Genomic DNA, 26,269 nt, shown 5'->3' with positions numbered 1-26,269 from the left:
ATGTCATCTAATTCTATCACTCGATTATGCCCGTTGGGAACTGATTCTTAGTTTTGAAATTATTCGAAGGTGTCAAGCCGAACTATGTACCCAGCATCGTCCAGTCCATTTTCAATATTCGTAAGCACAAATAACTTAGTATATCCTCCTGTTGGGAATGAGTCTGATGGCTACTCACAAACAACGCAAAAATTAAAATGATCGGATATCTGTATTTCAAAATGCTAAGATATGCTCGTAATTATACACATACTTCCTATATTTGAACAAATACCTATCATTTTCCTATATGTTAAAGCATTTCGATGAGAAAAGAGAAGATTTAACGCCCTATGGTCTTACTTGTGAAGTATGGCGCCCTAATGTCATGCGAAGGCCCGATAGACATAATGAAATAGAAATTAATTATTTACCGGAAGGATCTATCACTTATTTGATCCATGACAAAAAAATACATGTGGAAAAGGGCAGCTTTGTAGTATTCTGGGCATTGCTGCCACACCAAATTGTTGATTACAATGGCGATGCGCCATACTACGTAATCACTATTCCCTTTGCGATTATATCTCAATGGAATATGTCCAAATCCTTTGTGGATACACTCTTTAAGGGGCGGATACAAATGTTTGAAACTGTGCAGAATCTCCAAATAACGACAGCCTTGTTTAAACAATGGGTACTTGACCTGGATAGCAAAATGCCCTATCTAAATGAGGTTTGTGCCCTCGAAATTCAGGCCTACTTAAAGCGATTGATGTTTAAAAAATCGAATAATGACGAAATGGAGCTCAAGATGGAACTGCCCCCAATGAACCTTGTAGAGCAAATGGCCATATTTATTGCCCAAAACTTCACAAAACCAATTAAAGTCACGGATGTGTCCCATGCTGTAGGAATCCATTCCGATTATGCCAATGCCATATTTAAAAAGACTTTTGACGTATCTTTATCTTATTACCTAATTCAGCAAAGGGTATTGTACGTACAAAGAAAACTCTCCATCACTACTGATCCCATTACTTCCATTGCTTATGAAGCCGGTTTTAACTCCATAAGCAGATTTAATGCCAGTTTTCTGAAATTCGTTGGCATGACACCAAGAGAGTATCGAAAAATATTCCAGACCGGATTATAAAATGAACATATTTTTCACGAGTGTCTTTGAGCACCATTGATGCGATGGAATGTTCGCCTTCAGCATTTGATTTGCCTTCGATTTTAATTTGTTTTGTCCAATTGCTTATTTATGGCTCATTTTTATTTTTTATATAACTTTGAGCTATTTCAATATTATGTGATTTTCCAAGTATTGGCAGATAATACCAATTTAAGTCACGCTTCTTGCATATATTTCAAGGCCGAAAAAGAAACTAGCGTATTTTTCGGATAATTGAAAATGGATAAAGCGCGGCTTACGGACTTAATTATGGTATTCATCTTACTATTGGGATTAAAAAAGTGGAAATGTGTTTCATTGGTCAAGCTGTGAACTTGGGGGATATCTCTTGAAGAGAAGGGAAATAATTTATATTTAAGGACCTAAGAATAAAATTTAAAGATTTATATGGAGACTAGGACGATATTAAAAGTAGTGGTGATATTCATGTTATTCACCAGTGATGCCATTTCACAGAACCGCATAACCGAACTCAATGCCTATTGGAATGATGTAAAAGAAGTTGTGGAAGCAGGGGATGTCGTAGGTTATGGTGCAACATTCCATGAAGATGGTATTTTGGTCTCAGACATAGGCAAGATCTGTTATTCCTTGCAGGAGGCATTAAAAAAATGGGAAGATGGACTGGTAAAAACGAATAAAGGTCTTACTCAGGTAAATTTGAATTTTAGGTTTTCCGAGCGCACAGGCGACATAACCACTGCATTTGAAAAAGGTATATTTAGATACGAATTGCTGGATGAGAGTGGCAAGCGAACAGAAAGGTTTGTCCATTTCGATGCCCTCTTGACCAAAAAGAATGGGAAATGGCAAATAATGCTTGAACACCAAAAATTACCTGCTACCAAAGTAGAATGGCTCGCCTTGAGTGAACTGTAGTGTAGATAGAATAGTCGATCGGTCATATGATTTGGAAATTGGGAATAGGCTTTTATGACTGGGGAGTAATTCCTTTTTTGTTAACTTCCAAGCTTGGTTTTTGGTATAACTCCTCGTCAATAGTCCTAAAATGATACATAACCTTTGGTGTTTTAAATAGCCTTTACCTTAATTAATTACATCAAAAAAATATACAAAGTGAAATCCATGAAAAATAAAGTTCAAGAGCTCTTTCGTCATTATTTAATCTTGGGGTTTACTCTTGTTTCTTTGGTTTGTTGTAATGAGAAAAAAAAGGAAATTGCCGAGGAACCCCGAAACACTTCTAGGCCAAACGTGTTGGTGCTTTTAGCGGATCAATGGCGGGCCCAGGCAACGGGCTATGCCGGTGACCCCAATATAAATACTCCGCACTTGGATAGTTTGGCAGCAGTAAGCGTCAATTTTAAAAATGCGGTATCAGGTATGCCCGTATGTTCTCCATTTAGGGCGTCCCTTTTGACAGGCCAACGCCCATTGACACATGGGGTCTTTATGAACGATGTACAGCTGGACACCAATGCAGTTACTATTGCTAAAGTGTTTAACAAGGAAGGGTATGATACTGGCTACATTGGCAAATGGCATTTGGATGGTCATGGAAGGCTACAGAATGTTGCCCCTGGTAATAGGAGACAGGGATTCCAGTTCTGGAAAGGCAATGAATGCACCCACGATTATAATGAATCTGTGTATTATGATAACGAAGATCCCAATAGAAAAATTTGGGACGGATACGATACTTTTGAACAGACCGATGCGGCGATCGAATATGTTAAGGGAAGAAGGTCGGCCGACAATCCATTTATGATGATTCTTTCCTATGGTACACCACACGCGCCATACCATACTGCTCCTTTGGAATATAGGAACCGGTTTGATCCGGAAAAGATACAACTCCGTAGAAATGTGCCAGATAGTCTTAAAGAACAGGTAAAAGAGGATTTGGCAGGTTATTATGCACATATAGCGGCATTGGATGATATGATTGGCAAGGTGATAAGAAATTTAAAGAATTCGGGGCAGTTTGAGAACACTATTATTGTCTTTACGGCTGATCATGGGGATTTGCTGGGCTCTCATGGAGCTTATAAAAAGCAGCAACCTTACGAGGAATCCGCAAGGGTACCCATGCTCTACTACATTCCTGAAAAATTAAAAATTGCCGCTGGAGAACGGGAGGCTTTAATGAATTCCGAAGATATAATGCCCACCCTTTTAGGTCTATGCGACATTTCCATACCGAACACTGTGGAAGGAATTAATTATAGACCTTATATGGAAGGTAAAGAACAAGTGGGGCATGTTGCATTGCTAAGCTGCGTACAACCGTTTGGACAATGGAACAAAGTAAAACATGGCGGTCGGGAGTACAGGGCCATTAAGACTAAACAATATACCTATGCCAGGAATTTAAACGGTCCGTGGTTGCTTTTTGATAATATCAATGACCCTTACCAATTAAACAACCTGGTAGGTAATGAGGGCTATACTTCCTTACAGGACGATTTGGAAAAACAGTTGGCACAGCGCTTGAAAGAAACTGGGGATGAATTTCGGCCAGGTATGGAATACATAAAAAAGTGGGGCTATCCAGTTGATGAAACAGGTACGGTTCCATATACCAATTAGCATTATTAGGGCACGTTCCCGTAAATAGCTTAAATAGAAATTAGATAGGACATCGTACCCATCTATTTTTGTTTAATTTAAAAAAGCAGTTTAGTTATCGGAGATTACAACCACCATTTTTGGAAATCCAAGATTGACCATCAATTGCGGAGTCAACTTGGTAGAGGTTATTAATCCATCCTGATTCGACAGCACATAAAGGGATTTATATTTTAGATAGTCGTAGTATTTTTGGACATGCTCGGTATTGCCCGTGTAAATATAATCGGCATAAAACATATGTGTTAAATGCTGTTGCCATTCGGTAGGCCCGGTAGGGTGTTCCTTATAATATTCAATGTTCTATCTAGCTTCGGCATATTCGGAATCATTAGTATAATGGCTCAATTGGTTCAAATAGGCGTCAGCCTAGTAAGGAACGTGCTCACGGTCACTGGCTAGGTAGAGACCGCTAAAAGTTGTGGCCTTAATAGCGTAATTATACAAATCCCAAAATCGACAAAATAGGTATCATCTTTTTTTCGCATTGGACCGGTTTAATTTTATCTATTTGAAAATTGTTAGGTGTTGTAGTGGTTGCTTATGGATTGTCAATAGAAAAGTTATGGCTATTGGAATATCGTGATAGACGATTGTCCTGGTCCCAAATACGAACTTTCCAGAAATAAGTCCCTCCACTTTTCAACTGCTCCCCTCCATGTTCTATTTCTGTGGAGGCATTGGTTCTTATTTGGCCACTATTCCAAACATCACCAATGTTATTATTTATTTTTTCTTCGGAAGAGGCTACCAATATTTGATAGGCCGACTGCGAAATTGCGCCATCTGGGACCACCCATCCGTATTCCGGTTTGGAATCGATAATTGTAACCCCAGTGGTGTTTCTTATCCATTCAATAATTAAATTGGACGGTCCTTTAGAATAATCATCCGAAAGTTCAAGAATAAGCTTGTCCGTTTTTTCCCGGAAAGATTGGAGCTTCGCGTTATATTTTGAATCTAGTGCAAGGTTATGGATCTCCTTTGGATCGTCTTTTAAGTTATATAGCTCTTCAAAAGACTTATCATTTACATAGCGGAAGTATTTCCAATCTTTGGTGCGTATACCCTCGCTAGGTGGAATGTTTTCAAACTCCCAAAGATGTTCGATCAAAACAGTATCCCGATCAAAGTTTTTCATGGAATTATTAGCAATTGGCATCAGACTTTTACCTTGCCAAGTTTCGGGCTGTACAATGCCGGCTAGGTCCAGAATAGTTGACGGAACATCAATATTCAATGCCAAGGCATCGCTGTCTTTTTGTTTTTTTAAGCGTGGGTCGAACACAATCAAGGGTACCCGAACCGAATTATCATATAATAACCATTTGCCGGCAAGCTGACGCTCACCCAAGAAATAACCATTATCTCCCATCAAAATAATCACAGTATTTTTATCAATTCCCTTTTTCCTTAGTTCCTCCCTGATCTTGGCAATTTCACGGTCTATACCCGAAATCATCCTGTAATAGCCCTTGACGCTATGTTGGTATTTTTCTGAAGTGTCGTAGCGCCAAGTCCAACGTAAACGGTTAAATCCGTCACGTACAAATTTTGGTTGAGCCTCAAAGTATTTGTCTTCCCCCAGTTCCGGTCCAGGCATATCCATGTTCTGAAGCAGCAAATCGGACTCCTGTTGCCAAAAATATTGGTCTTTAGCTGAGTCGTGGGCATGGGGCGCACTAAAGCTCAACGAGAGGCAAAATGGAGTATCGATTTTGGCGTCCGCAATAAAGTCTATAGCTTGTTGACCCGTATATCGGGTAAGGTGTACCGTATCTTTGCCCAAAGTTTTGTAATAATACCCGCGCTTGTCGTTATACTGATTGTTACGGTCATAGGACTCATAAGTATCAAACTGTTTTACAAGATCATCATACCGAACACCGTACTTACCATAAAAGCCGGTATAGTAACCGTTTTTTTTCAAGATGGACGGATAGGAGTCTGCCATATAGGAATCTCGAATATTTCCCGTCTGGAAATTGAAGTTATGTGTGCGTTCGTATAACCCGGTCAGTATGCTCGCCCTACTAGCCGCACAGATTGGAGTAGTAACCATGGCATTTTTAAAATAGGTGCCTTCTTTGGCCAATTTGTCCATTTCTGGGGTGGATATGAGTTTGTTGCCTGCATAACCCAAGGCATCGAAACGCTGATCATCAGTCAAAATAAAGATGATGTTGGGTTTTTTAGTTTGCTGTTCTTGTGTTGTTTTTTGTGCTATTAGAGGAATAGCGCAAACAAAAAAGAGTAATACAACAATTATTCTTATTGTCATCTATTGGTGTTTTTTGTTTTTAATAGGCAGGTGTAATTTGCCTATCGTGATTGGTACATAAATTAAGAGTTGTCAATATCTATTTCAAATATAAGTTGTTGTCCATGCGACTGGAAGTTATACTTTTATTCAAAGAAGAAAGTATTATTATGATTGAAATAGATTTGGTCAAAATTAAGCTTTATATCATCATAACCTATCCTGTGATGTCCTGTACCGTCATGAAATTTATTTTTATTATATAGTTGGAGTGGGGAGTTGACATGTTTTTGGCAATATAAAAAAAGGGATGAGAAATTTAATTTTCATCCCTTTTCGGGTAGTTAAATTTTTCAAGTTATAACAGAAGCCAGCAATTATAGGGCAGTCTTTATTATTCTTGAAAGAAAGGCATTGATATCACTATAAATTCTTCAATCTTATATTTCTATATTCGACCTTCATCGGCGGTCCTACATGAACCTGAACCCCCAAATACCCTGAAGGTTTCCTGTTAACGGCATCATCGTCAATTACCTCGCTCATTAGAATACCATTGATGTAATGCTGTAATTGGTTTCCTTTTATAATAAGGTGGGCTTCGTTCCAATCTTCGCTCTTGATTTTTGTTTTGAGTTCTTCGGAATCGCCAAGAGATTCAACAACTTCGCGGCTCTGCCAAGCATTATTTGCTACATTGGCACGTAAGGATCCCGGAGCATCAGGGTTTTCTTGTGAAGTGATAATGGCCTTCTCACCTCGATATGCCAGTGTAGCTCGTTTTTTCTCTTCATAGTTCTGCCCGGTATACTGTATCTTTCCGTCAATATCGGCCTGATAGCCGCGCATTGCATATGGAATAGTGTCGAGTTTTTCACTGCGATAATTTATACCACTGTTGCCGGCTTCCGCTATGCGAAATTCGAGCTTCAGTTCAAAATCTGCCGGTTGTCCGCCTTGCCAAATAATAAAGGTATTGTTCTTCAACAGGGTGGTAGGGGTTACCTCTCCTACAAGATTGCCGTTTTCTACCTTCCAATAGTTGGGATCTCCTTCCCAGTTATCAAGTGTCTTTCCATCGAATATCTGTACAAAGCCATCTTGCTCCGTCATGGTCGCTTCTGCTTTTTCTATGGATTTATTTTCTTTTTTATCCTTACAGGATTGCAAACCAATAATTGCTATCAGTACTAATAAAAAGGGCTTAAAAGTTCTTTTCAAATTCATTGTTTATTGTTTATTAGGTTTGTGTAATATATGTTAAGGCCATCCTTTCCGGCCACGATAATATCTTTCATTCCGTTATTGTCCAAATCGGAAACACTAAAATAGACTCCAGTTCCCTTTCCTTGGCCATAGGGTCCATAATCAATAACCTGTTTACTAAAATTCTCTCCGTTCCACTTGAAAAAATAAAGGCCAAGATCATCTGTGCCACCTGGGTCCTTTCCATTATGGGCACGATAACGCTTTCCCGTAATCAGTTCATTTTCTCCGTCCTGATCAATATCAGTCCATTCCATACTGTGGTATTGGGAATTATAGGGGTCAATGGCGTGTTTTATCCATTGGGATTTCTGTTTCTTGGTAGCCGTTTTTTGTTCGTACCAAAATAAGCCGTAATCATGGCCTTGACCAACAATAAGATCTGAAAGTCCATCCTTGTTTACGTCGGTTACAATTATGGGTACGCTTGCCGTGCCCAATTCAAAATCCTGATGAAGTTTCCATTTACCGGCATATGGGTTGCTCGGGGCTTGGAGCCAACCCTTTGGTACAATAATGTCGTCCAATCCGTCACCATTTATATCACCAAAGCCCAACCCATGTCCGTGTGTGCCAGAAATGGTGTGCTTACTGAACTTTCCTGCACCTTTTTTGTTGTTATCCAATTGCAATCTATAAATTACCAAAGAATCATTGGGAGTATTGGGGATTATTTCGATAGTGCCATCGCCATCCAAATCCCAAGAACGGGTACTTTCAATATTTCCTGCTTCAGCTATTAAATGTTCCTGCCATTCACCGCCATCACCAGGGTTTTGCTTCCACACCAATTGTTTTCCAAACCAGCCGCCCGTAATAAAATCCATATGCCCATCCCCGTTCACGTCTAAAGAAATGGTGGAAAAATCATCATAATATTCGCCGTATCGTTTTGCCGAACCTATATAGTGACGGGTTTGAAAGTCAGGTCCCTTATACCAATAGGCCCCGGAGACCAAGTCGAGGACGTTGTCGTTGTCCACATCGAACACTCCCGCCGTTTCATAGCTTTCGGAAGCAATCTGTTGTTTAGTAAACTGTAAAGGTTTCGGTTGTGCAAATAAGAAAGAACCCATCAATAAAAAGACGGCGTTTATAAAAAACACTGCACCGTTTAAGTTTATAAAACTAAACTTGGACGGTGCAGGTCTTTTTAACCTGAATAGGCCGGTTAATGTAATAAAATTATCCATTGTTAGTTGTTGGCCTCTGTTTTAGAATATATCGGATTTTCTGGATTTCCCCCAGCAATCAAATAGGCCAAAAGGTCTTTGACTTCTTCTTCATTAAGTCTATTGATGGTTCCGGGAGGCATCAATGAAACGGAAGAAAGCTTGGTATTCACCACTTGGTCCTTAGGTATCTCACGAGTTTGATCGGGAGCATAAGGGTTTTGCGAAACGACATAATTTAGCTCGGTCTCGTTCATCAATCGTCCAGCGATCGATTTTCCATCTTTTAAGGTATACACTGTAGTATTATATTGATCCGAAATTACATCGCTTGGATCTATAATGGCCCTTAGTATATCTTGGGGTGAAAAACGAGTGCCCAATTGTGTTAGGTCCGGGCCAATATTTTCTCCTTCTCCCAGCATGGAATGACAAGTGATACAGGTCGTAGCAGCGAACATACTTTTGCCGTACTCGAAATCCCTGCCCTTCAGGCCATCGGCTACCAAGGCTTCTATTTCCTCAACTTCCCAATTGTGGCGAGGACCTTTAGGTTGCACAGTTGACACTGCCAAATCATTGCCCGAGCTGGACAACAGGTCCACACCGGACATCTTATCGTAAAAATCGAATTGATCCTTAGGAACATGGGTCAATGCTTTTTTTCTGGCCTTGTCTATGAAGCCGATATAGCTTCTTCCTGCTTTAAATGAAAAGGCTTTATTGAACCATATAAAATATTTTTCGCGAAGTTCAGGAGTCCATCCCTTGTCAACATCCTCCAGAACCATACCGTAATAGGTGTGTTGGGCAGGAGGCATATTTTTCAGGGTAAGGGCAATATCCATTCCGTATTGTGGATTTCTCAAAATCAGATCCGAAGCGTCCGTAGCGGTGTTTGCCATTACGTCAACATTCTCACCAGTATTGGATTCCAACAGTGCCAATGTTTTACTAGCCACCGTGGGGTCGTCCAAATATGCAAGTGTTTTGCTAAGCATTTGGTTCAATACATCTGTCATTGCCGGATAATGTGGCGATAGATAATCGATGACCTTGTTCTTAACGGATGATCCCGGAATCCCAAAACGGGACATCGTTAATTCAAAAGCCCTTAGCTGGGCCACCTGTTGTTGGGGGGAAAGCTTCGAAAAATCTACACCTAACAGCGCATTGAGCATCTGGTCTTGATTAGATTTATTACCATGTCTGGATAGGGCAATAATTCCCTGGGCCAGAGTAATGGGGTCTTTTTCGGAAAGCACTTTGCTCTGCCATTCATTAACGGGTTGGTGCTCTACGGCAATACGTGCCGCATATTGAATAAAACGGTCCTCGTTGTTTAAATAAGGCCATGCAAAGTCAACTGCCCCACTTTTTGGGCCGTCATGAAACGCTTCCAACTGCCTTCTTGTTTTATTTTCTTCGGTCAATTCAGGTGTGCTATTGGAAGCCGTTACGACTTCGTTTCCGGTATAATGAACCCTGTAAAGGTCGGAATCCAATCTACGACCTCCGGTCATGAAATACATGGCACCATCCGGGCCTATCACGCCATCCGTCAAAGGAAGTGGGATCCCTGATAAAAATTCTTCCCTCTCCCCATCATAGGAAGAACCATTGGCCTTTAGGTGAATAGCATATATGATACCAAAACTCCAGTCGAAAGCATAGATGCTCTTTTGATATTTTTCAGGAAATTTAGCTCCCCTTCCATAAACCACATTGGTGGGAGATCCCTGCCCAATATTTACTATGGGTGGAAGGTTGTCGGGATAGGCCGCTGACCATTTTCCGTTCCCTGTTCTCCATCCAAATTCACTACCACTGGTAACGTGGCAAATGCGGGTGGGGCGGTACCAAGGCATGCCCAAATCCCATTCCATATCGGAATCGTAAACAAACATGTCTCCTTCATCGTTAAAATCCAGATCAAAAGGATTTCGAAAACCGGCACTTACCAATTCCCAATTTTTTCCTTCCGGGTCTATTTTGGCGACCCAACCCCCAGGAGCTCCACGGTCATTGGCGTGACCGCGGGGATCCTTGACCTGTGGAAACAAGTTGTCGTCCATCCAAACCTTGGGTAAACGATAATTATCCATTTCTGGAAGATCGGTATGGTTTCCTGCAATAACGTAAAGAGACTCTCCGTCCGGACTTAAAACAATACTATGTGGGCCGTGCTCACCTGCACCGTTCAAGGCTTTTAACTGGGTAATCATGTCATATTGATCATCATTATCAGTATCCTGTAAACGATAGAGACCACTGCTCTTTTCGAATTCCTCGTTGCCACGATGATTCACCATTACATACAGACTGTTGAAAGCGTAGAGCAACCCCTGGGCATAACCCATTTGGATTATAGAATCGGCCACGGCCTCCCCTGTTTGTATCCTTAGCTTTTCAATCTTGGGTGTTAGCACATCAGACCCAATGGCAGGGAGCTCTAGGCGATATAAAGCACCGTATTGATCAGCAGTGATCAGTCGATCCTTATGATCAAAAGTCATGGCTACCCATGAGCCTTGATCATTATCGGCCGGACTATACAGGTGTTCGGCCTCAAAGCCTGGCTGTAATTTAAGTTTCGCCAATTTTGGGTCGAGGTCTAGACCATTTCCCGTTTCCATTTTCTTAGAGTCCTCACAAGAAACGGTTAAAAGCATTGAAAAAATAAGTACGGCAATTAGTCTGGTCATTATCGTTAGTTTTTATTAGGTGCACTAATATAATCAGAAATTGGGATTCACCTACGATTCTGAGGATGTAAGTGCATATCGTTGAGAAATATTTGTATAGTCATTTCTTCTTGGTTCTACCCTTACAGTGTAGTAATTATTAATGGACTCGCCTTTCAGGCCATTATGCCAAAAGTTTCCACTTTTTGGGTTACCATAATTGCAGGTTCTGTTGCAACCATAGCTGGTCTTTTTCCAGCCTTCGCTATGAAATTGTTGGGTTTTGTTGCCCTATACGGGTTTATCCTAGCGCCTTTCGGTGCTATTATCGTCTTCGAACATTTTTTCCATAAACAAGCAGGAATCGTTAAGAATTATGCTGAAGTGGCAAACCTAAAATTTAATAGGGCCGTATTTTTCGCTTGGGCGATTAGCTTTGGACTGTTCTATTTTATATCCGTTCAATATGATGTATTCCTGTCCTTTGTCACCTTGCCGGCTTGGTTACTTTGCGGTGTTTTGTTCCTGGTCTTTAGCAAATGGATTCAAAAGAGTTAAATTAACTCTATTTGTAATCCCAAAAACCAGGCAATTATAAACTGAATATGTCGGATGTTAGAGCCTATTGGCACTTTTCGGACTTGTAACAAAATAAACAGGGCTTTCAAGAAATTGAAAGCTTTTTTGTTTTGCCCAATTGCAGATTTAGGACACAATTTTACCTTTACATAACTATAGGCTACTTCATAATTTTTGCTTTTCACTGGTTTGGCCAACAATACCAATGTTAGATTTGCTTCTTATTTATATTCCAAGGATGAAAAAAAAAATTAGCGTATTTTTCGGAAAAATTGGAATTTGGCGAAGTGGTCCAGAACGGATATAATTTTGATATTTGCCTTCCCGATGGTCCAATAAAAAGTATTGGTATTGGAGTGGTTTGTTCAAACTGAGTACTTGAGGATTATCCCAATATAAAAAGAGTAACCAAAGCGTTGTAGGAAACATGGGGCTACCGGATAAATTTATTAGCTGTGATTGGGGGACCTCCAATTTTAGACTCCGTTTGGTGGATTCCCGTTCATTAAAGGTGCTTTCCGAAATGAGGACCGATCTGGGAATCAAAAAGTGTTATCAACTATTTACAGGGCAAAGCAAGCGGGATCGGCAAGCTTTTTTTGGCGACTATTTGTTGGCGCAGCTGGAAAGGTTGGATTTGGACGGAGCCGAAAACTACCATTTGATGGCTTCCGGAATGCTGTCCTCCTCCATAGGCATGCAGGAACTGGAGTACTGCCAATTGCCCTTGGCCTTTAGTGGGGAAGACCTAATGGGCAAATGGCTTTCGATCAATGATAGATTGGACCTTCTCCTGGTTTCCGGGGCCAGAACGGATAACGACGTGATGCGCGGTGAGGAGATCCAGGCCATTGGACTTTCGGATTACCTGCCCAAGAAGGAAAAGGGGGTTCTGTTGTTGCCCGGGACCCACAGTAAACATATCCATTTTGATGGTGGGCGATTTATGGATTTCACCACCTATATGACGGGCGAACTGTTCGAGCTTATAGGGAAGAGCAGTATTTTGTCGGCCTCAGTGGAAGAAGTGGGATGGAGCCCTTCATTTAAGGATGTTTTTATGAAGGGTGTTAAAAAAGGAGCTGCCAACCAAGAGATGGCCTCGCTCTTTTCCATTAGGGCGAACAGTTTGATACATAAAACCTCCGCTAAGGAAAACTATTATTATTTATCGGGATTGTTGATAGGGGCGGAGCTGGGCCGTTTGAGGGAAGGGAGCGAAACCGTATACCTTGCGGTTACCGGAATACAGAACGAATTGTACCAACTGGCCCTGAAATCCTTTCTCCCCATGGAGCGCATCGTTTGTTTTGAGCCTCAAATTATAGAAACGGCCCTGTTGGTCGGACAGCGGAAAATTTTAGAAAAATATGTCAAATAAAGAATCATTTTCTTGGGAACTGTACAATAGGGCCCCTATAGTCGGTATTGTAAGGGGAGTATCCATGGATCTTATGCGGGATATTGCCAGGGCATATCTGGAGGCGGGTCTGCACACCATTGAAATAACCATGAATACCGCCGGGGCCACGGAGATGATTTCCAAGCTAAGGAGCGAATTCAATGACCTGAATGTGGGTGCGGGTACGGTCTGTAATATGGAGGACTACGATAGGGCCGTAGCGGCAGGTGCCCAGTTCATCGTAACCCCGATCCTGGACGAAACAGTTATCAAGACTGCTGTAGCCCAAGGGATACCAATTTTTCCGGGGGCCTATTCTCCGACTGAAATTTACAGGGCGTGGAGCTTAGGGGCATCCGCTGTAAAGATATTTCCTGCCACCCAGCTCGGGATCCAATTTATAAGGGACATCTCGGCACCGCTTAACAATATAAAGCTTTTGCCAACGGGCGGGGTTACTTTGGAGAACATCAGATCCTTTTTTGAGGCCGGTGCAGTTGGCGTGGGAATGGGCAGTTCGCTCCTCGACAAAAAGTGGATAGCGGAAAGAAATTTTGAAGGCCTGGCCGATCATTTTGCGAAGATAAAGGCTGAAATAAGGGGCTTTTAAATACAAATAAATATATTTAACAGAATCAATTCCATTTTTATCATGAAACGATCTTCAAATTATTTAATGATTATTCTTCTATTGGCGCTAGTGGTCGGGTGTAAAGATCAACCCAAAAAAGCCAATTTGGCGAGTGGACAACAACAACCAATCCAAAAAGAAGGTCTAAAACTTTTGGTCGGTACTTTTGCCGAGGGGGATGATCAAGGCATTTATCAACTCGACTTTAATACAGAAACGGGGGAGCTTACCAACAGTCAACATGTGGCCAAAGAGAATAAGCCAGGCTATTTATACCTTTCAAAAGATGGGGATAGGGTCTATTCTTCGAACGGAACAAAACCGGGGAGTGTATCGGCATTCCAATGGAACCAAGATAGAACAGCCCTGACCAGAGTGGCCAACCTTCCCAGTATAGGGGATGGAGCCTGTTATGTTGGGGTAAATTCCGATGAAAATCTTCTTGCTGCAGCAAATTATAGTTCGGGAGGTATCGTACTATATCCCATTGATAAAAAGGGGGTTATGTTAGATGAGCCACAAGGGATACAACATACAGGAAGTGGTCCGCATCCAAACCAAAATTCGGCCCATGCACACTGTGTACAATTTTCCCAAAACGGAAAATTTTTGTACGCGGCAGATTTGGGTATTGACCAGATTTTGACCTATCCAATAAATGCTGATAAAAAATTAGGTAAGGCGGAAGTAGGGCTAAAAATGGATCCAGGGGATGGTCCAAGACATCTTATTTTCCACCCAACGGAAAACAAGGTGTTTATTATCAATGAACTGTCCAGTACTGTTGTGTCGGCCACCGTGGATGAAGAGACCGGAGTTTTTACAAAAATCGATAAAAAGAGTACGCTACCAGAGGATTACCAAGGACCCAATGCCTGTGCCGATATACATATTAGCAACAATGGGAAATTCCTGTATGCTTCCAATAGGGGGCATAATAGTATAGCTGTTTATTCGATATCTGATAGTGGAGATTTAAAACTTCTGACCATAGAACCTGTACAAGGGGATTGGCCTCGGAATTTCACCTTATCTCCAGATGGAAAATTTTTATTGGTGGCCAATCAAAAATCGAATAACATAACCGTTTTTAAAGTCGATGGGCAAACGGGGTTCCTTGAATTTACAGGAAATGAAATATCCATTTCACAACCTGTATGTTTAAAGTTCTAGAGAAATAATCCACCTATTATGACAACCCACAAACCAAAATCGACCAACTTTTTAATTCTTTTATTATCAATATTTACATTATCCTGTTCCTCAAAAAAAGAGACCAAAAATGAAGAAGGGGAGCGCCCAAATATTGTATTGATTATTGCTGACGATATGGCCTGGGACGATAGTGGGGCCTATGGGCATCCAAATATACGTACCCCAAATATTGATAAACTGGCTCAGGATGGAATGCGTTTTGATCAGGCTTATCTTACGGCCAGTTCCTGCAGTCCCAGTAGGACAAGTATCATTACCGGCCTTTATCCCCACAATACCAATGCGGAACAATTACATTGGCCCTTGACCCCGGATAAAATAACTTTCGTGGAAAAGCTCAAAGCCTCTGGTTATTGGACAGCCCAGGCCGGCAAGTGGCATATGGGAGATGCCATTAAGGATCGGTTCGATGAGGTCTATGATGTAGGTACTTCCGGTTTTCAATTGGCACCTGATGGTACTAAAGCCTTACAAAAGGGTGATGGCAGTGGTTGTGAGAATTGGGTTCCCGTGCTGCAGGCACGGCCAAAAGACAAGCCTTTTTTTCTTTGGTTGGCCGCTGTTGATCCACACCGACCTTATACTGATAATATTGTAGAGCATCCACAGACCATCGAAGATGTAATTGTACCTCCCTATATGCCGGATACTGAAAATGTGCGAAAAGATTTTATGTACTACTACAATGAAATTTTAAGGTTGGATGACTATGTTGGTAAAGTAGTGGAGGAGTTGGATAGGCAAGGAATTTCCGAAAATACCTTGATTCTTTTTATTAGCGATAACGGTAGGCCTTTTCCAAGAGACAAGACAACCCTGTACGACGGTGGTATTAAAACGCCATGGATAGTAAAATGGCCCCAAAAAGTAAAACCTAAGTCCGTCTGTAATAACCTGGTTAGTGCCGTAGACATTGCACCCACATTTCTAAAGTTGGCAGGGCTGGAAAGCCTTCCCTCCTTTGAAGGACAGGATTTTTCAAATTTGTTGACCAATCCGGAAGCGAATATAAGGGATGTGGTCTATGCTGAAGATCATTGGCATGACTACGAGGATTACACTAGGGCAATAAGAACAAAAAAATTAAAATACATCCGTAATTTTTATCCTGACCTTCCAAATACACCTTCGGCAGATGCCTTTGTCAGTGAAACATTTACCGATATGCTCAAAATGAAGGAAAATGGAGAGCTCTCTGAAGCGCAGTTAGCTTGCTTTATTGTTCCACGTCCAAATGAAGAGTTGTATGATATGATCAAAGATCCATACGAACTCAATAATTTGGTTGGAAACGGGGATTATCAGGAAAGTTTGGAGACTTTGCGTTCAGAAATGAAAAAAATTAGACTGCTTACCTTAGACAGTTTGCCAGCTTTTAGGACTCCGGATGAATTTGATAGGAAAACAGGTAAATCAAATTCATTTAGACGGCGCCCGCGCCCCTCAAAAAAGGAAATGGAAAAAATTATATCAGCAACAGCTCATACCAATTCAAAGGGATGAATTAACTCTAACATTGCAAATTAAATTCCTCAGCTGCTACTATTCCATAAGCATTGTGATTAAAATAAATTTTATATGTAAATTTTACATTTAATAAAATTTTGTATATTTAGCTGCTATATTGGTAATTAAACATGTTTAAGTTTGTGTAATTCTTAATTCATAATGAAGAAAGAGCATTTAAGTTTGATAGATTTTCGCTTCCTACAATTTAGGGAAGGAGATCGCCGCGCTTTCGAATATTATTTTAAAGAATATTACAATAGTATTGTTGGGTTTGGTATTCAGTTTATAGGGGATAAGGACAAAGCAAGAAGCGTAGCCCAAGAAGCATTTATCAAGCTATGGGAGAACCGGGAAAAAGTGCAAAAAATTAATGGAATCCCATCCTTTTTGTACCAGTCTGTAAAAACGGATTGTTTAAACCTAATTAGGCACCATAAGGTTGTACGGAAGTACAATTCCCGGCAATTGCAGGAAAGGGAGAGCAACTTGCATACTGAAATTTTGAACTCCTTGAATTTTGATTCCGTTACTTTTTCGGAATTGGAAAATCTTATTGAAAAGTCAATAGAGGAATTACCGGACAAATGCAAGCAGGTATTTTTAAAAAAGCGATTTGAAAATAAGAAGAATAAAGAGATTGCTGAAGAATTGGGTATTACTATCAAAGCGGTTGAAGCCAACATAACACGGGCTACTAAATTCCTCAAATTGAGAATTGCAAACTACGTAATCATTATATTTTTTTATGCTTTTTTGCATTTTTGATAAAAATAATCAAAAATCAATGTAGGGTAAAGTACTTCTAAGGTGTACTTAATTGGAACACAAAATTCCAGTTAATGGATTATGATTTAATTTCTAAGTATCTTTCAGGTAATGCCACAGAAGAGGAAGTCTCATTGATCTTTCAATGGATAGACGATTCCCCCGCAAATAAAAAAGCATTTATACAATTCAAAAAAACCTGGGCTTTTAGGGCAAAGAGCGATGAAGATTGCGAAATAGCTTGGCAGGAATTGGAGTCAAAACTGGTCAACAATAAACCGAAATCTAGATTTTCAGGATTCATAAAGTATGCCGCAATATTAGTTCTTCTTGTGGGCATAGGGTCTTATCTTAACCAACAAAAATCAGATTCCGAGCTACCAGTCATTGATAAGAACACCATTACCTTGGATTTGGGCAACGGAAATATTCAGGTTATAACCGAGAAAGAGGAAAGTGCAATACTTGACAAGAACGGAAAGGTGGTTGGAAAACAGCAAGGAAGAGTTTTATCCTATAAAGACGTTGCCAATGAGGTTGTTTCTACAGCACCTATTTATAATGAGTTGACCATACCTTACGGAAAAACCTTTAAGTTGATTCTGTCCGATGGCACAACAGTTCACGTCAATGCCGGTAGTTCCATAAAATATCCTGTAAAATTTATTGAAGGTACAAAAAGGGAAGTATTCCTTGATGGGGAAGCCTTTTTTGATGTCACCAAAGATGCAAACCATCCTTTTGTAGTAAATGTAAATGATTTAAATGTTAGGGTTTTGGGGACAAAATTCAATGTTTCTTCGTATCCAGAAGAGGAAAATGTCAACACCGTACTTGTTGAGGGATCTGTGGCACTGCATTCGGAGGACAGCGAGTTTACTTCTGCAAATACAATTGTATTGGAGCCTGGATATAAAGGGGAATGGAATCTAAAATCAAAAGCAACCTCCATATCACAGGTGGATACAAAAATGTACACAAGCTGGGTGGAAGGAAGAATGGTCTTTAGAAATACCCCATTCAAAATCATCAGAAAAAAACTGGAAAGGCACTATAATGTCTCCATTAGAAACAATAATCAAATTTTGGAGGAGAGGACCTATAATGCGGTTTTCGATGTTGAAAGTATTGAGCAGGTGTTGCGAACTTTAAATGAGATTTATTCTATTGAGTACATCATTGATCAAAATAAAATAGTAATTAATTAATCTTAAAATAATTATATATGAAGTGAATTTCTAGAGGCTAGGACACAATCTACTTAATAAAAAAACCAGAAAATGCTTGCGACATTTTCTGGCAGATTAAAGTGATTAAAATTTTTTATTAACCACCAAACGTATTACTAAATTATGAAAAAATTTAACAAACCGCGGAATCGTAATGGTTGTCCATGGCGATTCGATTTAAAAATGAAATTAACAACCCTATTTTTATTAGTTGCACTTTTTCAAGTTAATGCAAGTACTTATTCCCAAAACACGAAAATAGACTTGAATCTTAATAATGTCAAAGTGTTTGATGTTCTTAATGAAATTGAATCCCAGACGGAATTTAAGTTCTTTGTGGACACCAAAGAAGTGGATTTGGAAAGAATGGTTTCCATAAAAGTAAAAAGGGAAACTATTTCCAAGATATTGGAGAAAGTGTTTAAAGGAACCAATATTGTTTATAAGGTTTTGGACAAACAAATAGCGTTAAAACCTGGTGTCAAAGAAGAAAAAAGTGACCAAAGTAGCGCGCAGGAAATGGGATTGCAACAACCTTCCATTTCAGGTACAGTTGTGGACGATACCGGGACGCCCTTACCGGGTGCCAATATTATAGAAAAGGGAACCACGAATGGGGTAACAGCCGATTTTGACGGTAATTTTTCTATGGAAGTAGCAGATGTCAACGCCATTCTGGTAGTTTCCTATATTGGATTTTCCACTTTGGAAGTGCCTATTGATGGAAAAACGAATCTTAGCATTATACTGCAGGAAAGTGCGGCCGGATTGGATGAAGTGGTAGTAGTAGGTTATGGAACCCAGAAGAAAATCAATGTAATTGGCTCCATATCACAAGTATCCTCCAAGGATATAGAAAATAGGCCTGTAACACAGGCATCCCAAGCAATAACGGGACAGATGCCCGGGGTTACGGTAATACAAAGATCGGGAAGACCCGGACAAAGCGGAGGGAATATTAGTGTTAGGGGAGTTGGTTCCTTTGGAGCTACCCCAAATGCCCTTGTTTTGATCGACGGTATAGCAGGAACCTTGAATGATATTAACCCAGACGATATAGCTTCGATCTCCGTACTTAAAGACGCTTCTTCAGCTGCAATCTATGGAGCCAGGTCGGCCAATGGAGTAATATTGATTACGACAAAAAGTGGAAGTAATAAAAAGTTCTCTGTTAGCTATAATAGTTATGTTGGTGTTAATGAGGCCACAGAACTTCCTGAATTCGCAAACTCTTGGGAGTATGCGGAAATGTACAATATAGCTTCGGGGAGCACTAGTTTTAGTGCTGATGACATTGACAAATACAGGGCGCAAAGCGACCCCGACAATTATCCAAATACCAGATTCTTGGAAGATCTGTTTTCTAGAAATGGAATCCAGACATCACATACACTTACTGTAAATGGGGGTGATGAAAACAACAAGTATTATGTATCTGCAGGTATTTTGGACCAGCAGGGGATTGTACCCAAAAATAGCTTTAACCGCTATAACTTTCGTATGAACCTCAATAATAAGTTAGGTGAAAAATTTGAATTGAACTCTAGGTTTTTTGGAGCATTGGAAGAACGAAAAGAACCTCAGGCCACTGCAAATAAAGGCGGAGGATTTTTGGACCAACTTGTTCAAAATGCAGTACGCTATCCAGCAACTTTTTTAGGTCGTGATTCCCAGGGCAATTATGGAATAGGACCGGAAAGTGGTGGAACACCCGTGGCGTGGTTAGATTCCAAGTCCTATTTGACCAATCCTACAACAAGGGTAGGGGTAAATGTGAAATTGGACTGGAAGCCGAATGATGATCTAGTTTTTTCCGCTATAGGAGGTTATAACTTTTCGCTTTATGAGGAGCGCTCCTATCTGGCGTCCCAAAGACTTAATGAGGATGTATTTTTAGGGCAATCTTATCTAAATCAACAGAGCAACAAAACTATTTTTAAGACCATGCAGTTTACTGGGGAGTATTCCAAAGAGTTTGGGTCGCACGATTTTAGCTTATTGGCGGGATATTCCTTTGAAAATGAAGAGCTATCCCTTTTCAATGGCTACCGTCAAGATTTTGCGAGTAATGATTATACAGTTTTGGATCTTGGTAGTGCTGAAAATCAGCAATCTGGGGGTTATGATGAAGAATGGGCTTTGCAATCCTTCTTTTCACGCCTAAAATACAGCATCAACGAAAGGTATCTTTTTGAGGCCACTATGCGGTACGATGGTTCTTCTCGTTTTCCTGAAAATAATAAGTACGCCTTTTTCCCATCTGCAGCTGTGGGATGGCGTGTTTCCCAAGAATCATTTATGGAAGAGGTATCCTGGATATCCAACCTAAAACTGAAAGCTTCATGGGGTATTTTAGGAAACCAAAATATTGGTAATTACCCTTATCAAACGGTTTTGGCTTCCGGAAGGGACTATTCCTTGGGGGGCGGACTGGCAACTGGAGCAGCATACGCCAATTATAAGGATGCCAATATTAAATGGGAATCTACGGAAACAACCGATATAGGAATAGAAACTGGTTTATTTGATGGAAAACTTTCCTTTAACGTCACTTATTTTAATAGAAATACGACTGACGTGTTGTTTAAGCCATCTGCAAGTGTTTCCTCTGTCTTAGGTGTAGGTATTAGTGAGACCAATACCGGTGAGGTAAAGAATACAGGATGGGAATTTGACCTAGGCCATCGTGGAAAAGCTGGAGATTTTGGATATTCCGTCAACGCTAATTTTTCAATCATCAATAATGAGGTTATTACCTTGGGACTTGGTAATGTGGAGCAGCCCAATGGGTTTGTAGGAAATGGTTCCGACTTGTTTATAGGCTATCCCATGCAAATGTACTACGGCTATAAGGCCGATGGTGTGTTTTTAAATGATGGTGAGGTAGGTAGCTGGCCAGATATGACCGCAGTGAATCCTACTGCACAGGCCGGGGATTTTAGATATAAGGATATTAGTGGCCCGGACGGTGTTCCGGATGGTAAGGTAGATCCTACTTATGACCGGACCTATTTGGGAAGCCGGATACCAAAATATACTTTTGGCGCCAATCTAGGTTTTAACTATAAAAACTTCGACCTATCAGTTTTATTACAAGGAACCGCAGAGGTAAAGGGCCAATTGGATGGTTATGCCGGTTATGCCTTCTTTAATCTAGGGAATATTCAGCGATGGCAAATGGACGGTAGGTTCGACCCCAACAACCCTGTTCGTAATCCAGAGTATCCAAGATTGGAAGTATTGACCAACAGCGGTTCGGCCAATACGGAAACATCAGACTTTTGGGTCATCAACTCTGGGTATGTACGTATAAAGAATATTCAGCTTGGATATAATTTTCCTGACAAGGTCAATGAAATTCTAGGGATAGATAATTTAAGATGTTATTTGGGGGCAGAGAATTTACATTCTTTTAATTCCTATAGAAAGGGATGGGACCCAGAAATAATCGGAGGCGGAGCATATTATCCCATATTAACTACCTACACTTTTGGTATAAACCTAAAATTTTAAGATCATGATTAAAATATATAACAAACATTCATCTAAATCAAGGGTCCTGGGGTTACTTCTTCTAGGAATCGTCACCTTGGGAACAGTAGTTTCCTGCGATAAGGAATTGGAGCAATTTCCCAGTAACGCCTTTGCCGCTGATAATTTTTGGACTTCGGAGTCCAATGCCAACATAGCTCTAACAGGGGCCTATAGAGGGGCCGTGGAATATGGAACACAAGTGGTGCCTTCGGATTGGTGGACCTATTGTGGCATTGTGTTTATGGAATTTGCTACTGACAATGCTTATGATAGAAGAGGTGATAATTCCACCCAGAACCGATTGACAAATGGTACTTTATTGCCAAATAACAACGTTGTTAATGGATATTGGCAAGGGTCTTATAAGCGTATAGCCATATGCAATGATTTCCTGGAAAATATTGAAACAGTAGATATGGAACAGGCAAAAATTGATAGAATGAAAGCCGAAGTACAGTTTCTAAGGGCTACGCAATATTTTTATCTATCTCAATTTTGGGGAAGTGCTCCTTTAGTTACGGCAACTTTAACTCCTGATGAGGCCAATAATGTGGATAAGGCCTCTAAAACGGAATTGGTGACTTTTGTAGAGAATGAGCTTAAGGCCGCCGTCGCCGAACTTCCGGCTTTCGGCGAGTTGAAAGCAGGAGAGGCTGGTAGGGCCAGTAAACAAGCCGCATTGGCTTTTTTAGGGAGATTGTATCTTGGGGAGAAAAAATTTCCAGAAGCTTCCGTAGTGTACAAGCAAATCATTGATATGGGCGATAATATTATTGATCCAGATTATAGTTCGCTTTTTATTCCCTCTAATGAGAATAGCAGTGAAAATATTTTTAGTGCCCAATATTTTGGTGGTCAGGCAGGTAATTCCTTACCCCAGCACGCCTATCCGGCGGTTGCTTCGGGCTGGCATATTGTAAACCCTTTGGGTAGTCTTGCCGATGCCTATGGTTTTGATGACGGTACTCCCTTGTCCTATGATGACCCCAAGTTTGACTATGATGATATGGGGGCAAATAGGGATCCCAGGTTTAGGTATAATTTTATTTGGGATGGTGCTACGTTTGCAGGCAGGGTTTATGATTGTAATCCAGATTCAACAGGATCGGTAGATCAATTGACCTACTCCAAACAGGCTACCCGAACAGGTTATGGTTTAAGAAAATTCTTTGACGAGTCGTTCAGCGGTAACTTAAGGTCCGATTATGGTGGCAATATTCCTATCATCAGGTATGCCGAAGTATTATTGAGTTATTTGGAAGCCGAACTCGAAGCGGGCAATGCCATTACCCAACAATTGTTGGACGAAACAATCAATGCTGTTAGGGGAAGGGCTTCTGTGGGGTTGCCTCCTTTAACGGAAACCAATGCCGCTGCTCTAAGGCCTATTTTAAGAAATGAAAGAAGGATAGAGTTGGCCTTGGAAGGTCAAAGATTATGGGATATCTTTAGATGGGGAATAGGTGACGAGGTGTTGGTAGGTGATTTATGGGGTGCCCCTTTCCCAAATTCAACCCTTTACCCAACAACTTCCAAGAAAATAGACCCACAGTCTAGATGGTACGTTACCAGCAAAAATTTTCGTGAGGGAGTGGATGATGTATGGCCAATTCCAGAATCGGAGGTCAACGTAAATCCCAAATTAGGAAATTAATCCTATTACATAAATGGTTTTAAAGAGAAGAAATTTTATTCAAAAAGTAGGGTTGGCAATTCCAATAATTGCCAACCCATTCTCCAATATTTTCGCCCAGAGTGGAGTGTTGGATAATACACTAAACAGTAGTTCGGGAAAATCCATTGCCTTTAGTTTTGAAAATTTAAATGACAGAGTCTGGATCGGTAAAGATTTCTGGAGTATTCCCATGGAGGACTGGGAAATTGAAAATAAAAGGCTGGAGTTTAAAGGGACTATGCGGAATACCCGCTTACATCTACTTACCTATGTCCTTAAAAAGGACAAGGGAGATTTTCGCATCAAAAGTAGAATAGGGCTTTTAAAAAATAATAAAGATAAAGGGAGTGTCGGTTTTTCTATCGGAATAAGGGATACTACCGATCCCAATAGTGTAAAAGCGGCCTGTTATTTTGGTGATGGATTGTTTACAGGTATTTCTTTGGACGGCAAATTATTTGTGGCCAACAAAGAAGTAAAGCTTCCGGAAAATTTTGATTATAGCGATTTTACTTTGGAATTGGGGGTGTCCCCAAAAAATGGAGATTACGAATGTAACTTGGTCGCTGTGGATAAGGATGATCGTAAATCGGAATTGGCATATCGTCATTTTGGAGAGATCGAAGGCCTGGTGGCCTTGGAGCAGAACTACCATGAGAAGGAGGGGAGTACCTTTTGGACCCGGTCAATTGCCCTTGATGGCACAAAGGTTGAATATGTTCCCGATAACAGTTTTGGGCCTATTCTTTGGGCCATGTACACGCTTTCAAAGGGAAAACTTAAATTAACGGCACAACTACCTCCTGTAAGCAAAAGTGATTCACAAAAGGTGGAGCTTCAATTCTTTAAGAAAGGTAAATGGGCCCAAGAAGATAAAGTCGAAATTGACCCTATATCCTACTGTGCAATTTTTTCAATGGATAATTGGGATTCAGCCCAAGATACTCCTTATCGTTTGGTCTATTCCATAGACAAGGAAAAGCATTATTATAAAGGAACTATAAGACAGGAACCAAATGACCGGCCACTGCGATTTGGGGGGTTAACCTGTCAGGAATGGGCAGGATATCCTTATCGTCCCTTGGTGGAGAACCTTGAAAAATCCAACCCAGATATGCTATATTTTTCTGGTGATCAGTTGTACGAAGGAAATGGAGGATATCCTATTAAAAGACAGCCTGAAGATAGTGCCATACTTAATTATTTAGGAAAATGGTATATGTTCGGTTGGGCATTTGGCAATATAATGCGGGACCGGCCTACGATTTGCACGCCCGATGACCACGATGTTTATCAAGGTAATCTTTGGGGAGAAGGGGGTGAAGGTATTTCTTTTGAAGCATGGGAAAAAGTAAGGGATGCCCACGGTGGACTTGTACAGACTCCTAAAATGGTAAATGTAGTATACCGCACACAATGCGGTCATTTGCCGGATGCCTATGATTCATTACCCTTGCCTTCGGGGATAACCAATTGGTATACCCAAATGATCTATGGCAAAGTTAGTTTCGCAATTGTAAGTGACAGATTGTTTAAGTCTGGCCCGGAAATGCTCAGGAGTGGAGAAGGTAGGATCGATCATCTTACTGCACCAGCCAAACCGGAAGAACTTGATTCCAATGATCTTACCTTTTTCGGTAACCGACAAATGGAATTTTTAAATGGGTGGATCGCTGATTGGCAAGGATCGGAAATGAAAGTTTTGCTCAGTCAGACCCTGTTTTCCAACGTAGGTACCCATCACGGCCCTAAAAAAGAGTTTTTATTTGGAGATTTGGATTCCGGAGGTTGGCCAAAATCAAAACGGGACGAGGTAATACGAACCATTAGAAAAGCTTCTGTTTTTCATATCAACGGAGATCAACATTTACCCTTTATGGTACAATATAGCGTAGATGAAGTACGGGATGGCGGCTGGACCTTTTGTACCCCGGCCATTTCAACGGGCTATCCAAGATGGGGACAACCGGATTCTGTCAATGTTCCTTTTACGGATAGACCAGAACATGGGCTACCCAATACGGGTAGTTATCGAGATGGATTTGGGAACACTAATTATATTTATGCCGTTGGTAATCCGACCGATGATTTTGACCTGGAGAAAAATAGATATATAAAAGCACAGAAAAAGGCATCTGGTTATGGGATTGTTACTTTTGATACCGGAGCTAGGACTATAAAAATGGAAGCAATTCGGTTTTTGGCAAACCTTGATGTGGATTCCGAAGAAAATACTTACCCGGGTTGGCCATTGACCATTGACCAAGATGACAACGATGGCAGAAGGGCCTTGGGCTATCTGCCTAGATTACAGCTTAAGGAATCTAACCAAGTTGTTAAGATTATTAATGAAGAGACCAATGAAATGGTGAAATCGTTGAGGGTCAAAGGAAAGGAATTTGTTCCTGCCGTGTTTTCCTTGGCTAAATACACCTTGATCATTGGAGAAGGAAAAGATGGGAAAGTTTTCAAATCTGTTGAAATAAGTACGAACCCAAAGGAGGTTTTGGAGGCCTAGGCCAATAAAATAAAATATGTGGAAAGGTGCCAATCAATAATATATGGGTTGTACCTTATTAGCC

The 26,269-nt window shown here is 40.6% G+C and carries 18 protein-coding genes; 13 read left to right on the top strand and 5 right to left on the bottom strand.

What is annotated here, in order from left to right:
- The first annotated feature begins 289 nt into the window (after positions 1-289).
- From CWD91_RS10020 to CWD91_RS10010, 3 genes are all read left to right on the top strand, one after another.
- Positions 290-1,135, top strand: coding sequence for a helix-turn-helix domain-containing protein (locus CWD91_RS10020; RefSeq protein WP_103440840.1), 846 nt, complete (start codon positions 290-292; stop codon positions 1,133-1,135).
- A 429-nt stretch (positions 1,136-1,564) separates the two neighbouring features.
- Positions 1,565-2,056, top strand: a complete 492-nt coding sequence (locus tag CWD91_RS10015) for a YybH family protein (protein ID WP_157943758.1) — start codon at positions 1,565-1,567, stop codon at positions 2,054-2,056.
- Positions 2,057-2,263: 207 nt separating this feature from the next.
- Positions 2,264-3,727 carry a sulfatase family protein gene (locus CWD91_RS10010; protein ID WP_103440838.1) on the top strand — a complete coding sequence of 488 codons (1,464 nt, stop codon included), beginning with the start codon at positions 2,264-2,266 and terminating at the stop codon, positions 3,725-3,727.
- 90 nt (positions 3,728-3,817) lie between these two features.
- On the opposite strand, the gene CWD91_RS22880 is transcribed toward CWD91_RS10010, so the two are convergent.
- The 5 genes from CWD91_RS22880 to CWD91_RS09990 all read right to left on the bottom strand — a co-directional run bounded on the left by CWD91_RS22880 (position 3,818) and on the right by CWD91_RS09990 (position 11,169).
- On the bottom strand, positions 3,818-4,006 hold the full coding sequence (locus CWD91_RS22880; RefSeq protein ID WP_205164628.1) for a hypothetical protein: 189 nt from the start codon (positions 4,004-4,006) through the stop codon (positions 3,818-3,820).
- Positions 4,007-4,307: 301 nt separating this feature from the next.
- Positions 4,308-6,047, bottom strand: coding sequence for a sulfatase family protein (locus tag CWD91_RS10005; protein ID WP_205164627.1), 1,740 nt, complete (start codon positions 6,045-6,047; stop codon positions 4,308-4,310).
- 402 nt (positions 6,048-6,449) lie between these two features.
- Complete coding sequence (locus tag CWD91_RS10000; protein ID WP_103440837.1) at positions 6,450-7,253, bottom strand: 3-keto-disaccharide hydrolase; 804 nt, start codon at positions 7,251-7,253, stop codon at positions 6,450-6,452.
- On the bottom strand, positions 7,250-8,485 hold the full coding sequence (locus CWD91_RS09995; RefSeq protein ID WP_205164626.1) for an FG-GAP repeat domain-containing protein: 1,236 nt from the start codon (positions 8,483-8,485) through the stop codon (positions 7,250-7,252). Before CWD91_RS09995 ends, CWD91_RS10000 begins: the two co-directional genes overlap by 4 nt.
- A gap of 2 nt (positions 8,486-8,487) precedes the next feature.
- Positions 8,488-11,169 (bottom strand): c-type cytochrome, encoded by a 2,682-nt coding sequence (locus CWD91_RS09990; protein ID WP_103440836.1) that lies wholly within the window; start codon positions 11,167-11,169, stop codon positions 8,488-8,490.
- An 81-nt stretch (positions 11,170-11,250) separates the two neighbouring features.
- Between CWD91_RS09990 and CWD91_RS09985 the strand changes: the two genes are divergently transcribed.
- The 10 genes from CWD91_RS09985 (at position 11,251) to CWD91_RS09935 (ending at position 26,205) form a co-directional block, all read left to right on the top strand.
- The gene (locus CWD91_RS09985) at positions 11,251-11,706 is read left to right on the top strand and encodes a hypothetical protein (RefSeq protein ID WP_317045610.1); all 456 of its coding nucleotides are present in this window, start codon (positions 11,251-11,253) and stop codon (positions 11,704-11,706) included.
- A 448-nt stretch (positions 11,707-12,154) separates the two neighbouring features.
- On the top strand, positions 12,155-13,108 hold the full coding sequence (locus CWD91_RS09975) for a 2-dehydro-3-deoxygalactonokinase (RefSeq protein WP_103440834.1): 954 nt from the start codon (positions 12,155-12,157) through the stop codon (positions 13,106-13,108).
- Positions 13,098-13,739 carry a bifunctional 4-hydroxy-2-oxoglutarate aldolase/2-dehydro-3-deoxy-phosphogluconate aldolase gene (locus CWD91_RS09970; protein ID WP_103440833.1) on the top strand — a complete coding sequence of 214 codons (642 nt, stop codon included), beginning with the start codon at positions 13,098-13,100 and terminating at the stop codon, positions 13,737-13,739. Before CWD91_RS09975 ends, CWD91_RS09970 begins: the two co-directional genes overlap by 11 nt.
- A 42-nt stretch (positions 13,740-13,781) precedes the next feature.
- Positions 13,782-14,933 carry a lactonase family protein gene (locus CWD91_RS09965; protein WP_103440832.1) on the top strand — a complete coding sequence of 384 codons (1,152 nt, stop codon included), beginning with the start codon at positions 13,782-13,784 and terminating at the stop codon, positions 14,931-14,933.
- Positions 14,934-14,951: 18 nt separating this feature from the next.
- Positions 14,952-16,478 carry a sulfatase family protein gene (locus CWD91_RS09960; RefSeq protein WP_103440831.1) on the top strand — a complete coding sequence of 509 codons (1,527 nt, stop codon included), beginning with the start codon at positions 14,952-14,954 and terminating at the stop codon, positions 16,476-16,478.
- Between the two features lie 165 nt (positions 16,479-16,643).
- Positions 16,644-17,249, top strand: coding sequence for an RNA polymerase sigma-70 factor (locus CWD91_RS09955; RefSeq protein ID WP_103440830.1), 606 nt, complete (start codon positions 16,644-16,646; stop codon positions 17,247-17,249).
- 74 nt (positions 17,250-17,323) lie between these two features.
- A complete protein-coding gene (locus CWD91_RS09950) occupies positions 17,324-18,457 on the top strand; it encodes a FecR family protein (RefSeq protein ID WP_103440829.1) in 1,134 nt (377 codons plus the stop codon).
- 204 nt (positions 18,458-18,661) lie between these two features.
- The gene (locus CWD91_RS09945; RefSeq protein ID WP_103440828.1) at positions 18,662-21,991 is read left to right on the top strand and encodes a TonB-dependent receptor; all 3,330 of its coding nucleotides are present in this window, start codon (positions 18,662-18,664) and stop codon (positions 21,989-21,991) included.
- 4 nt (positions 21,992-21,995) lie between these two features.
- Entirely contained in the window at positions 21,996-23,666 is a 1,671-nt protein-coding gene (locus tag CWD91_RS09940; RefSeq protein WP_103440827.1) for a RagB/SusD family nutrient uptake outer membrane protein, read from the top strand.
- 13 nt (positions 23,667-23,679) lie between these two features.
- Positions 23,680-26,205 carry an alkaline phosphatase D family protein gene (locus tag CWD91_RS09935; protein WP_103440826.1) on the top strand — a complete coding sequence of 842 codons (2,526 nt, stop codon included), beginning with the start codon at positions 23,680-23,682 and terminating at the stop codon, positions 26,203-26,205.
- The last annotated feature ends 64 nt before the right edge of the window (positions 26,206-26,269 follow it).

The organism is Arenibacter hampyeongensis, assembly GCF_002909255.1.
GTDB classification, from domain to species: domain Bacteria; phylum Bacteroidota; class Bacteroidia; order Flavobacteriales; family Flavobacteriaceae; genus Arenibacter; species Arenibacter hampyeongensis.
Note: the sequence above shows the minus strand (reverse complement) of the source record. Positions and strands in the feature narration are given on the sequence as shown.

Excerpts from the sequence above, each read along its gene's own strand:
- CWD91_RS10020 (WP_103440840.1), top strand. The coding sequence starts at position 290 with ATGTTAAAGCATTTCGATGAGAAAAGAGAAGATTTAACGCCCTATGGT.
- CWD91_RS10015 (WP_157943758.1), top strand. The coding sequence starts at position 1,565 with ATGGAGACTAGGACGATATTAAAAGTAGTGGTGATATTCATGTTATTC.
- CWD91_RS10010 (WP_103440838.1), top strand. The coding sequence starts at position 2,264 with ATGAAAAATAAAGTTCAAGAGCTCTTTCGTCATTATTTAATCTTGGGG.
- CWD91_RS22880 (WP_205164628.1), bottom strand. The coding sequence starts at position 4,006 with ATGTTTTATGCCGATTATATTTACACGGGCAATACCGAGCATGTCCAA.
- CWD91_RS10005 (WP_205164627.1), bottom strand. The coding sequence starts at position 6,047 with ATGACAATAAGAATAATTGTTGTATTACTCTTTTTTGTTTGCGCTATT.
- CWD91_RS10000 (WP_103440837.1), bottom strand. The coding sequence starts at position 7,253 with ATGAATTTGAAAAGAACTTTTAAGCCCTTTTTATTAGTACTGATAGCA.
- CWD91_RS09995 (WP_205164626.1), bottom strand. The coding sequence starts at position 8,485 with ATGGATAATTTTATTACATTAACCGGCCTATTCAGGTTAAAAAGACCT.
- CWD91_RS09990 (WP_103440836.1), bottom strand. The coding sequence starts at position 11,169 with ATGACCAGACTAATTGCCGTACTTATTTTTTCAATGCTTTTAACCGTT.
- CWD91_RS09975 (WP_103440834.1), top strand. The coding sequence starts at position 12,155 with ATGGGGCTACCGGATAAATTTATTAGCTGTGATTGGGGGACCTCCAAT.
- CWD91_RS09970 (WP_103440833.1), top strand. The coding sequence starts at position 13,098 with ATGTCAAATAAAGAATCATTTTCTTGGGAACTGTACAATAGGGCCCCT.
- CWD91_RS09965 (WP_103440832.1), top strand. The coding sequence starts at position 13,782 with ATGAAACGATCTTCAAATTATTTAATGATTATTCTTCTATTGGCGCTA.
- CWD91_RS09960 (WP_103440831.1), top strand. The coding sequence starts at position 14,952 with ATGACAACCCACAAACCAAAATCGACCAACTTTTTAATTCTTTTATTA.
- CWD91_RS09955 (WP_103440830.1), top strand. The coding sequence starts at position 16,644 with ATGAAGAAAGAGCATTTAAGTTTGATAGATTTTCGCTTCCTACAATTT.
- CWD91_RS09950 (WP_103440829.1), top strand. The coding sequence starts at position 17,324 with ATGGATTATGATTTAATTTCTAAGTATCTTTCAGGTAATGCCACAGAA.
- CWD91_RS09945 (WP_103440828.1), top strand. The coding sequence starts at position 18,662 with ATGAAATTAACAACCCTATTTTTATTAGTTGCACTTTTTCAAGTTAAT.
- CWD91_RS09940 (WP_103440827.1), top strand. The coding sequence starts at position 21,996 with ATGATTAAAATATATAACAAACATTCATCTAAATCAAGGGTCCTGGGG.
- CWD91_RS09935 (WP_103440826.1), top strand. The coding sequence starts at position 23,680 with ATGGTTTTAAAGAGAAGAAATTTTATTCAAAAAGTAGGGTTGGCAATT.